Origin of the sequence: Corallococcus sp. AB032C (assembly GCF_003668935.1) — a bacterium.
Classification (GTDB): Bacteria; Myxococcota; Myxococcia; order Myxococcales; family Myxococcaceae; genus Corallococcus; species Corallococcus exiguus.
This window is the reverse complement of record NZ_RAWP01000184.1, coordinates 1-9,832: the sequence shown is the minus strand read 5'-3', so window position 1 is coordinate 9,832 and position 9,832 is coordinate 1. Positions and strand designations below refer to the sequence as shown.

At 69.0% G+C, this 9,832-nt stretch carries 10 protein-coding genes; 5 read left to right on the top strand and 5 right to left on the bottom strand.

What is annotated here, in order from left to right; all coding sequences use genetic code 11:
* On the top strand, positions 1-929 hold a 929-nt coding region (locus D7X99_RS40285), incomplete at its 5' end, for a nitrilase-related carbon-nitrogen hydrolase (protein ID WP_304997996.1).
* Here D7X99_RS40285 and D7X99_RS40280 read toward each other — a convergent pair.
* Together D7X99_RS40280 and D7X99_RS40275 are read right to left on the bottom strand one after the other, a co-directional pair.
* Positions 911-2,698 carry a C1 family peptidase gene (locus tag D7X99_RS40280; RefSeq protein WP_121782370.1) on the bottom strand — a complete coding sequence of 596 codons (1,788 nt, stop codon included), beginning with the start codon at positions 2,696-2,698 and terminating at the stop codon, positions 911-913. The genes D7X99_RS40285 and D7X99_RS40280 overlap by 19 nt on opposite strands.
* An 82-nt stretch (positions 2,699-2,780) precedes the next feature.
* Positions 2,781-3,272 (bottom strand): hypothetical protein, encoded by a 492-nt coding sequence (locus D7X99_RS40275; protein WP_147476401.1) that lies wholly within the window; start codon positions 3,270-3,272, stop codon positions 2,781-2,783.
* 77 nt (positions 3,273-3,349) lie between these two features.
* Between D7X99_RS40275 and D7X99_RS42545 the strand changes: the two genes are divergently transcribed.
* Positions 3,350-3,538 carry a hypothetical protein gene (locus D7X99_RS42545; protein WP_121755740.1) on the top strand — a complete coding sequence of 63 codons (189 nt, stop codon included), beginning with the start codon at positions 3,350-3,352 and terminating at the stop codon, positions 3,536-3,538.
* Here the strand turns inward: D7X99_RS42545 and D7X99_RS40270 are convergent.
* Positions 3,535-5,127 (bottom strand): right-handed parallel beta-helix repeat-containing protein, encoded by a 1,593-nt coding sequence (locus tag D7X99_RS40270; RefSeq protein ID WP_233614151.1) that lies wholly within the window; start codon positions 5,125-5,127, stop codon positions 3,535-3,537. The two genes, D7X99_RS42545 and D7X99_RS40270, sit on opposite strands and share 4 nt — an antisense overlap.
* Positions 5,128-5,420: 293 nt before the next feature.
* Between D7X99_RS40270 and D7X99_RS43030 the strand changes: the two genes are divergently transcribed.
* Positions 5,421-5,570, top strand: a complete 150-nt coding sequence (locus tag D7X99_RS43030; RefSeq protein ID WP_158627153.1) for a hypothetical protein — start codon at positions 5,421-5,423, stop codon at positions 5,568-5,570.
* A gap of 37 nt (positions 5,571-5,607) precedes the next feature.
* Here the strand turns inward: D7X99_RS43030 and D7X99_RS40265 are convergent, their stop codons facing one another.
* The gene (locus D7X99_RS40265) at positions 5,608-7,269 is read right to left on the bottom strand and encodes an alpha/beta fold hydrolase (protein ID WP_121782368.1); all 1,662 of its coding nucleotides are present in this window, start codon (positions 7,267-7,269) and stop codon (positions 5,608-5,610) included.
* Entirely contained in the window at positions 7,266-7,946 is a 681-nt protein-coding gene (locus D7X99_RS40260) for an FKBP-type peptidyl-prolyl cis-trans isomerase (protein ID WP_158627152.1), read from the bottom strand. The genes D7X99_RS40265 and D7X99_RS40260 overlap by 4 nt, the downstream gene beginning before the upstream one ends.
* A 213-nt stretch (positions 7,947-8,159) precedes the next feature.
* Here D7X99_RS40260 and D7X99_RS40255 point away from each other — a divergent pair, with 213 nt between their 5' ends.
* Entirely contained in the window at positions 8,160-8,759 is a 600-nt protein-coding gene (locus D7X99_RS40255; protein WP_121782366.1) for a TetR/AcrR family transcriptional regulator, read from the top strand.
* Positions 8,760-8,796: 37 nt separating this feature from the next.
* A complete protein-coding gene (locus tag D7X99_RS40250) occupies positions 8,797-9,738 on the top strand; it encodes an alpha/beta hydrolase (protein WP_121782371.1) in 942 nt (313 codons plus the stop codon).
* Positions 9,739-9,832 lie beyond the last annotated feature (94 nt).

The window sequence follows — 9,832 nt, the reverse complement described above, 5'->3', positions numbered from 1 at the left end:
AGCCCGTCCGGGTGGCGGGTATCACCGTGGCGGGGGATGTGGCCACGGGCCGCGAGGCGGGGTTGTCCCGGCTCATGAAGGGCGAGGTCTTCGCCGATGAGGACTGGCGAGCCTTCGCCGAGGCCTCGCGCGCGGTGAACGAGGAGCTGTTGCGCCTGTCGGAGCAGGAGGCCGCGAAGGGGGCGAAGCTCCTCCTCTGGTCCGAGGGCAACGCGGTGGTGCTGGCCGGGGACTTGGAAGCGCTCATCGCGAAGGGGAGCGCGCTGGCTCGCGAGCGGGGCGTGTGGCTCGGCATGTCGGTGGCGAGCATGACGCCCGAGGCGGAGCGGATGCTGCGCAACGAGCTCATCCTGGTGGGACCGGATGGCGCGGTGGCATGGCGCTACGTGAAGTCCCGGCCGGTGCCGGGCTGGGAGGCGGAGCACTCCATCCCGGGCAGCGCGGAGCCGGCGGTGAGCCAGGCTCCCGGCGTGGGAGTCCTGGGGGGCGCCATCTGCTTCGACGGAGACTTCCCGGCGGTGTTCGCCAACGCCTCGGAGCGGGGGCTCGAACTGCTCCTGCTGCCGTCGAGCGACTGGAAGGGCATCAGCCCGCTGCACACGCGGCAGGCGGTGTTCCGTGCGGTGGAGCAGGGCTTCAGCATGGTGCGCCAGGTGAACCAGGGACTGTCCGTGGCGGTGGACGGCTACGGGCGCGTGTATGGCGAACTGGACCACTTCACGGCGGAGGAGTGGGTGCTGCGCGCGGAGCTGCCGGTGGGCCGGGTGCCCACGCTCTACGCGCGAATCGGAGACTCGGTGGGATTGCTCTCCGGACTGGCCGCGCTGGGCTGGGTGCTCCAGGCCACCGTCCACGGGCTCATCGCGCGGCGGCGAAGCGCGAACAACGCCGCCGGCATGGGTGACACGGGTCAGGCTCTGGGCCCATGAGGACGCTTGGGGGCCGCCTCCTCCGTCTTCGGGGGGAGGACGTCCTCCCGCGGAGACTCGGTCACCTTGCCGCTTCCGCGCTGGCGCTCCTCGACGAGTGCCATCTGCATCTCCTGGAGCGCAGTGAGCCGTGGCTTCGCGGTGCTTCGGGTCTCTTCCTTGAGGGCCCTCTCCAACTCGACGACCGTGCCGAGCTGGTCATAGACATCTGTCTGTCCGTGAAGGAAGGAGTCCGCCCCGAATACGCCCTTGAAGCAGGGGATGACATGTCCCTGTTTTCCGAGCGCAGCCTTCACCTCGCCCATCAGCAGGCGCGCCGCTTCCTCCGTCCGCACGAGGGACTCGGCCTCCACCTCGGAGCCCTGTTTGGGCAGGGCAGTCCCCAGGCGGCTCTTCGTCACGATGCTCTCCACGTCGTGCAGCGTCTTGGAGAGCTCCTCCGCCCCCTTGCTGCTCTCCACGAGCAGGAGGTTCAGGTAGAGCGCGCCAATCACAGGCGCTCCCTTCCATACCTGGAGGCCGCCATCCCCGAAGCGGATCTCCCTGCCGGCTCCGTCCTGACGGAAGGCGCCCTTCGTCGGCTCCGCGGCCGAGGCGAGGAGCGATGGAGTCCGGCCCGAGAGGTCCCAGGCGAGCCCGACAAGGTAGAGGTCGTCGGACGCCTGTCTCAGCAACGTGAAGTCGAAGGACGGGGTGATGCTCAATCGGCGCAGCCGCACCGAGACCTCCTCGCGAGTCGAACGAAGCCCCATCCGCAATGCGTCATGCGCCGCCTCCACGCCCGATGACGTGATGCGCAGGGGGACCTCGGTGAATGGATCATTCCCGCGGACCACCTGGATGAGCGGCGGCGTCCGCTCCGCACGGCTCGGGCGCGCCCTTCGCTTGCCCGGCTTCTCCTCCTCCCCGATGTCCTCCCGGGTCGCTTCCTCCGGAGGAATGAGGGCGGCATCCAGCAGGGCCCAGCAGTCCGTCGCCAGGGGGCGCTCCCGGTCGAAGAAGGTCCACGGAAGGAAGCCGTAGCCGTCCATTCCCCATTTGGGGCTCCAGCTGTTCTTGAAGAGCACGTGGGAGTCGCTGTAGCCCACCGCGAGGACGGCGTGACCTCCCTCCACGGCCTCCTGCGGTGCTGGGTACGGGATGATCCCGCTCGCCTGCACCTCCGGCGAGAACATCGAGCTGAAGCAGGTGAAGCCGAAGGCGAACGGCAACCCCGCGTCCAGCGCGCTCTTCAAATGCCCGATCTTCTCTTCCAGGCGGAAGTACTGGATGGCCCGGAAGTTCTGCGCGAAGGCGTACTGGAAGGCCTGCGGCTCGCGGTCGAAGTCGCTCTCCTTGTAGGGCCAGTATTCCTCTGGCGGCACGCCGAAGAGGCGCAGCGCGCGAATCGTGCTGCGGATGAAGGCCCCCGTGTCGCCCCGGCCGTCCCACCCCAGAAGCCGCCGGGTCGCCCGGTAGAGGAAGAAGCGCGAGGCCTCGATGTTCTCGCCCGTCATCCGGCGCTGGAAGTACTCATACAGGCCCACCACCGCGTTCGCCGTGCAGGAGCCAATCTGTCCCTGGTCCTCGACCGCGGAGCACCACTTGCGCAGGTCCACCCGCAGCGGGCCCACCGACGTAGCGCCCGCCGCTGCCCCCACCGCACCCTTTGGTGACAGCCGGGGCATGACCGCGGACAGGGAGCGCTTCACCTCCGGCGCACGCACCGTCAGGTCGCGGGGATCGAGCGGATCCGGCAACCAGCCCAGTCTTGGAATCTTGTAGCTCATGGGGTCCCTCCAATGGTCCAAGTTCAAACCTGGAGCGCCCGCGTACCGAGGCAAGTCCCGAATCGTCGATCTCGAAATCCACTCAGGCCTTGCCGACCCTCTCTTCCCGGCGTCGGGGTCGGACACGCTCGGTGTGCATCGTCGTGATCGGTCCGTCCCGGCCCGCCGCCGAATACACGGCGACCACGTCAAGTTCGGTGCCCTCGGCTTCAATCACAACAAACCCCTTGAGAAAGCGGGCATCGACCCCGGAGATTTTGAAGATGTCCGAGCAGTCGATCTCCAGCGCTTCATCCGGGCCGAGGCCGGCACTGACGAACTCGGAGACAGGACCGGGCTTCAATCCAGGCATCCCAATGGCAACCTGCACGCGAAAGCCAATCTCCTTCAGCGCCGCCGTGTCCCCGCCCTTGAAGCCACTCAACCCAAGGGTGATTCCATCGGCGGAGTATTCTCCATGGTTGCCGTGTCCCGAGGCATCGACTGCCGTCATCGCTCCAGGTGCCTCTCCCAGGCGCCAGTAGCCAATCGGTCCATCCGCCAGGACCGCGGCGGCGTAGCGTTCAAGTGCCATGTCATCTACACGTGGTCATCAACGGCCAGCGCGCTCCTGGGTCAAAACTAAGAAGCCCGTTTCGCGTCGCCAGCCCCATGAGTTGGGCACTCCTGCTGGCGCACCCAGGCAGAGGCACGGTCAACCCGCTGCTGTCCGCCGTGGGGGCAATGGCGAGCAAGCTTTGGGAGTCCTGCCTGTACACATGCCTGCCGGACCGAGAGCGCACGCTGCGCACCGGCGTCACCGTGTTGACCACCGCCGCGTTGGCACTGCTGACGTGCTAGCGCGGGCCGTAGACGGGCAGGTCCGCTCCCGCCTCGAAGGCGCCCAGGTCCGGCGCCGGGCCGGTGAAGCCCTCGTTGATGTTCGGCAGGGCCTGGCCCGCGTTCGCCGCGGCCGAATCCGCCCGGATGCGCAGGTCCGGCTTCGCGTAGAGCGTCAGCGGGGCGGCGGGATACGCCACCGGGGTCGCGAACGCCGTGAGGTCCACCTGCACGGCATGCTGTTCGCTCGTTCCGGTCCGCAATGCCTGCAGGCTGGTGAACGGGGTGGCGCCCAGGCGGCCCGTGACGGTGTCCGTGGTGGAGCCCACACCGTCGTAGTCGAGGCTTGAACTGGCGACCTCCAGGTCGGGCACGTGCAACACCCGGCCGGCGCCACTGCTGTAGCCATTGAACGTGCCGCCGGTCCCTCCCAGGAAGAGGTTGTTGCGCGCGTAGAGGTGCGCCACCGGGCGGCCCGCGTAGATGCCGAACGCATCTCCGTGCTTGACCACCGTGTTGTGCAGGAGCACGTCACCGGTGCTGCCCCGGTAGAGTTTGAAGGCCACGTGCACCGCGTTGTAGATGGCATTGCGGACGAAGTACGTGGGCCCGCCCAACCCCGGCTGCGACGACACCGCGATGAAGTTGTTCGTCAGCCGGTTGCGGACGATGCGGCAGTTGTGGAAGCAGAAGTCCGCCTCGATGCCGTCATCCGCGTTGCCGGTCAGGTCGTTGTTCAGGATGTCGATGCTGAACTGATCCACGGCCTCTTCGTCCTCCATGAGGGAGATGCCGTCCCGGAACCCCGTCACGCGGTTGTGCAGGATGACGTGCCCCGGCCCGTTGACGGCGATGCCTTCGCCCAGGTTGTCTCCGCTGGCGCCGAGCGCCGCCTCCGCCCACTGCGTCAGGCCCGTCACCACGTTGTCCGCGATGTATGCGTTCTCCGCGCGGGTGAAGGTCACGATGCCGTCGCCTCCATGGGCGCTGCTGGCGTTGATGGCGCAACGCTGGATGGCGATGTGCTTCGAGCCGTTGAAGCGGATGCGGCCGTTGACGGTGAGTCCTTCCATGTGGACGTGGGACTGGGCGAAGAGGTTGATGGCGCCGTTGATCACCACCCCGGCCGTCCCCCGGATCACGATGGGCTTTCCTTCCGTGCCGCTCCGGGACCAATCAAAGCCAGCGTAGGTTCCCGCGCCCAACTGGAGGACGTCCCCCGGCTGCGCGCTCGCGGCGACGCTGGCGAACGTGCCGGGTGTCACTGCCTTGACGGGGGCGCCTGCCATGGGGACCGGCACCGGGCGGGTGGTGGCGGTCGTGGTGCGCGTGGTCGACCCGCCATCGGGGTCCGTGAGGGTGAGCTCCAACTCGTAGGTCGTCCCCGGCTGGAGGTCGAACACGCTGCCGGAATGGCGGCTCGTCCAGCTGAAGCCCTCGTTGCTGCCCGCGGCCACGCGGCGCAGCGGCAGCGCTTCGCGCCAGGCGCTGGTGCCCGAGGCCCGGTAGCGGACCGTCACCACGCCATTGGCATTGGCATCTCCGCTGAACGCCCACTCCACGGTCAGGTGGTGCAGCGTCGGAAAGGGCAGACTTGTCGCGCCGGCCACCGTGGCATTGTCCCCGAGGCTTCCTCCATCGCCGCTGCTTCCTCCATCGCCGCTGTTTCCCCCATCCCCAGGGCTTCCCGCATCACCGCTGCCGCCGTCGGAAACGAGTCCCCCATCCACGGGGTCGCCGTCATCCGGTGTCCCATCGGAACAGGCGACCAACGTCAGCAATCCAAGAACACAGGCAAAGCGCCAGGATGAAGGGGTCATGGGTTTCCTTTCGCCAACCTTGGTCCGACGCGGTCCCTGAGGGCAATGAACCTTTGCACCGCGAAACAGTGCGAGCCATCTGGATGGGCAGCTCTGAAAGCGGGACCGAGGCCTGCGTCCTGCGGGACTTCGTCCTCGACAAGGGCACGTTCCGTCCGGTCAAGGACGACGTCCTCCCCGGGGCCTGTCCCGAGCTGGGCGTCGGGACGGGCGAAGCCATGGGCCCGCGCTGAGCGCGAACGCCGCAAAGGCACGGGCTCATGGGAGTGTCTAGAGTTCCGCGCAGTTGAATTGAATGGGCTGCTTCGCCAGCGCCTGACGGATGCCACTGTAGACGGCCCCGCTCGACGCCAGGCCAATGTGCTCCACGAAGATTGCCGGGCACTGCTCCTGGACGACCACGTTGCACTTGAGCGCCTGTCCTTGCGCGTTCGTGCGGTCGCAGTTGTCCATGCGCCCGTTGGTCAGCCCGTCCGTGAAGACATCGAACTGCTTCAGGTTGTTGATGTTCGTGTAGGCGATGCCGTCGTCCGAGGCCCGCTGGTTGATCTCTTCCAGGAAGGGGCCCGCGCGCAGCTGGGTGCAGATGGGGCTGTCCGTGGGCTTGCCGGTGCACCCCACCAGCAGCGCGGCCAGCAGCGGGTCCACGTGGGTGCCCTTGTGGGGCGAGCCCAGGCTGATGAGGTTGTCCACCAGCCGCCAGCCGAAGTCATGCACGTAGGTCCGGGCCGTGATGCCGCCCTGGCTGTGTCCGATGAGGTTGACCTTCTCCGCGCCGGTCTTCAGCAGCACCTCCGATACGCGATTCTTGAGGACCTGCGCGCCCTCGCGGATGTCGATGAGTCCGCCCCCGGGCAGCTCGAAAATCTCCACGTAGTAGCCGTCCGCCCGGAGCCGCCCGGCCAGGATCCAGTACAGGATCTCACTCGCCACCGTGCCGCCCACGATGATGACCGGGTTCTTCCGCGTCGCGGGAACGACGACCGGTGGCGGCAGGGGAGTGGTGGTGAGGTTGCAGCTCACGGCGCTGGCCCTCGCGGTTCCGGGGTTGGAGATGAGCGGAGGATCCGCGGCGAGGCAGGCCCACGAGCCATCCGCCTGCGGCCCCTGATGCACCATGAACTCCGCATGGACAGAGCCATTGCCCGCGAAGGACAGCTCGCAGCCGCCTCCCAGCGTCCGGCCCGTCCCCTTCGCGAACGACTTCGGATAGGCCCCCGTGCCCTGCGCGCCCTGCGTCACCGTGCACTGGAGGTTGGGCTTCGGCGTGACGGCCGTCGGCCCCACGCGGCACGCGACGAGCGAGGCCTCCACCGTGGCGTCCTGCCCGTGGTTCGGCGGATCCGCCGCCTGGCAGTACCAGCCCTGACCGCCGGGCGTGGGCCGGGAGATGACCACGTTCTCCGCGTGCACGGAGCCATTGCCGAAGTGGGACGTGTCACAGCCGCCGGAGACCACCACGTACCCGTCGGTGACGAGGTTGGGGGTGAGGCTCACCTCGACGGTGGGGTTGCGGAGCAGGCCCGTCTTCTTCGTGAGCGTCGTGCACTGGAGCGGCAGCGGGGTGCCCCCTGCGTCGGTGGCCCGGCAGTACGTGACGGACGCCTTCGCCCAGGCCGGGTTGGAGACGAACGCGGGGTCCGCGCCCTTGCACCGCCAGCCGGAAGTCCCGTCCGGTGCGTTCTGCACCATCACCGCGGCGTGCACGGACTCCAAGCCGAAGCGCGACACCTCGCACCCGCCGCCCACCCGGACGTAGCCCGCGGCCAGCTTGTCGGCGGGCACCATCGCCACGACCTTCGGGTTGGGCGTCAGGCCCACGGCGGGAAAGCGCTCCTGGGACGTCTGACAGTCGAGCGTCTGCGCGGCGGCCGTTGAACCCATCAACAGGAGCGCGGCGCAGAACCCCACGTGCAGGTTCGGGGCGCTCACTTCGCGACCTCGCGCAGGGTGATTTCGTAGACGACCGTCGCGTTCGGAGGAACCTTGCCGGGCAGCCCCTGCGCGCCGTAGGCCAGCTGCGGCGGGAGCGCGAAGCGATACGTGCTTCCAATCGTCATGAGCTGGAGGGCTTCCTTCCAACCCGCGATGCCATCGCTGACGCCCACGACCGCCGGCTTCCCCTGCGCGGCCGAGCTGTCGAACTCCGTGCCCGTCCCGCCGACCACGGTGCCCTTGTAGTCAATCACCACGCGGTTCGCGGGGCCGGGCTTCGGGCCGGTGGTGGCGGTCAGCGCCTGGTACTGGAGCCCGCTCGCGGTGGTGACCACGCCCTTCTGGGCCTTGTTGGTCGCCAGGAAGGACTGGCCCGCCGCACCGTACTTCGCCGAGTCCGCCGCGCGCTTCGCCGTGCGGTTCTGGAGCATCGTGGTCTGCGCCCGCGTCCGCGCCTGGGTGAGCTCCGGTCCGCTCAGCAACGAGGGCTTCCCCTCCAGGTTGTCCCGGATGCCCTGCACCAACGCGTTGACGTCCAGGTCCGCGTCGGTGCGCTTGATGGACTCCGCGACGTCCTGGCCCAGTGCGTAGCTGTCCCGCTCCTTGTCGGTGCCCAACGGCGCCGCGGCATGCGCGGTCGCGGTGAAGAAGAAGAGGAAGGCAAGGTGCTTCATGGGGTGGAACTCCTGGCGGATGGAGACGGGAGGCGAACCCACTGAATCCAAGGCACGTGCCAGCCCCGTTCCCCTCTGGAGCCATGAAACGAGGACGCCCCCTGACACGTCAGGGGCCGCGCTGAACGCGTCAGGGAAATGCTTTGAGGCGCAAGCCAAGGCCTCACCGAAGATGCGGTTGCACGAAAAGCACGACCGTTCTATGAAGAGGTCATGCGCAAGGGCGAGCTCACCCATCAGACCATCCTGGAGACGGCCGTCCGGCTGGCGAGCCGGGTGGGGCTGCAGGGGCTGAGCATCGGGGGGCTGGCGGAGGAGCTGGGCCTCTCCAAGAGCGGCCTGTTCGCGCACTTCAAGTCCAAGACGGAGCTGCAGGTGCAGGTCCTGGAGGCGGCCACCGTCGTCTTCACCGAGCGCGTCATCCGCCCGGCGCTGGGCAGGGCCCGCGGCGAGCCCCGGGTGCGGGCGCTCTTCGACGGCTGGCTCACGTGGGACCGGGACAAGCTGCTCGAGGGCGGCTGCATCTTCGTGGCGGCGGCGGCGGAGCTGGACGACGCGCCCGGGCCCGCGCGGGACACGCTGGTGCAGGGGCAGCGGGACTGGCTGGACTGCCTGGCCCAGGCCGCGCGCATCGCCATGGTGGAAGGGCACTTCCGTAAGGCGCTGGACGTAGAGCAGTTCGCCCATGACCAGTACGCGGTGATGCTGGGCTTCCACCACGCGAAGCGGTTGATGCGGGACCCCCAGGCCGAGGCGCGAGCCCGCCGGGCCTTCGAAGCGCTCGTCACCGCCGCGCGCACCCCGACTTCCTGACCCTGTCGTCGCAGTGTCCTTCGAGGAGGACCTCATCATGGCGGAAAATAGCACGAACGTTCGGACGAAGATGGCGCTGTGGGGTGTACGGGCGGCGGCGCGGAGTTTTGGGGCGGTGGCGCCCGGGCTGGCGGCGGCGTGGTCGGAGCGGCTGTTCCTGACGCCCCAGCGGCCGCGGCGCTCGCGCACGGCGGAGGCGGTGCTGGCGCGGGGCCAGCCCCGGGTGTTGAGGGTGGAGGGCGAGAAGGTGGCGGTGTGGAGCTGGGGCGAGGGTCCCCGGGTGCTGCTGGTGCACGGTTGGAGTGGCTACGGCGGGCAGCTCACGGCCTTCGTGCAGCCCCTGGTGGACGCGGGGTTCTCGGTGGTGACGTACGACGCGCCGGGGCACGGGGCGTCCTCCGGGCGCACCAGCTCACTGCCGGAGCTGGCGGGAATGGTGGCGGCGGTGGGGCAGGCGACGGGCGGGCCCTACGCGGTGGTGGCGCACTCGTTCGGCGCGGCGGCCACGGCGGTGGCGCTCCGGGACGGGATGAAGGTGGAGCGCGCGGTCTTCATCTCGCCGCCGGCGGATCCGCTGGCGGGCATCCGGGCCTTCGCGGACACGGTGGGCCTGTCGGAGTCCATGTGGCGGCGGATGGCGGCGCGAATCGAGGAGCGCTTCGACATGCGGCTGGCGGACCTGGCGCTGCCAGCCTTCGCGCCAGGGCTGGACGTGCCGCTGCGCATCTTCCACGACGTGGGGGACCGCGAGGTGCCGCTGAAAGCAGGCGAAGCGGTGGCGCGCGCGTGGCCGGGCGCGAAGCTCACGCGCACGGAAGGCCTGGGGCACTTCCGCATCCTTTATGCGCCGGAGGTGCTGTCGCCCGCGGTGGACTTCCTGGTGGAAGGACGGCCGAGCAACGCCTGGCCCGGGCCGGAGCTGCTGGCGTCAGGGGCGTCCTCGCGAGGGACGACAGCGCGCGGGGTGCACGGGGGCTGAGCCGCCGGAGAACGTCCGCGTGTCACCAGTGACCGCTGCCGCGGGGAGCGGTCAGGCCCTTCGTTGATTCCAGGAAGGGGCCACGGGGCGAGAC

Coding starts and splice junctions, on each gene's coding strand:
- D7X99_RS40280 (WP_121782370.1), bottom strand. CDS start 2,698: ATGAGCTACAAGATTCCAAGACTGGGCTGGTTGCCGGATCCGCTCGAT.
- D7X99_RS40275 (WP_147476401.1), bottom strand. CDS start 3,272: ATGGCACTTGAACGCTACGCCGCCGCGGTCCTGGCGGATGGACCGATT.
- D7X99_RS42545 (WP_121755740.1), top strand. CDS start 3,350: ATGAGTTGGGCACTCCTGCTGGCGCACCCAGGCAGAGGCACGGTCAAC.
- D7X99_RS43030 (WP_158627153.1), top strand. CDS start 5,421: ATGGGCAGCTCTGAAAGCGGGACCGAGGCCTGCGTCCTGCGGGACTTC.
- D7X99_RS40260 (WP_158627152.1), bottom strand. CDS start 7,946: ATGAAGCACCTTGCCTTCCTCTTCTTCTTCACCGCGACCGCGCATGCC.
- D7X99_RS40255 (WP_121782366.1), top strand. CDS start 8,160: ATGCGCAAGGGCGAGCTCACCCATCAGACCATCCTGGAGACGGCCGTC.
- D7X99_RS40250 (WP_121782371.1), top strand. CDS start 8,797: ATGGCGGAAAATAGCACGAACGTTCGGACGAAGATGGCGCTGTGGGGT.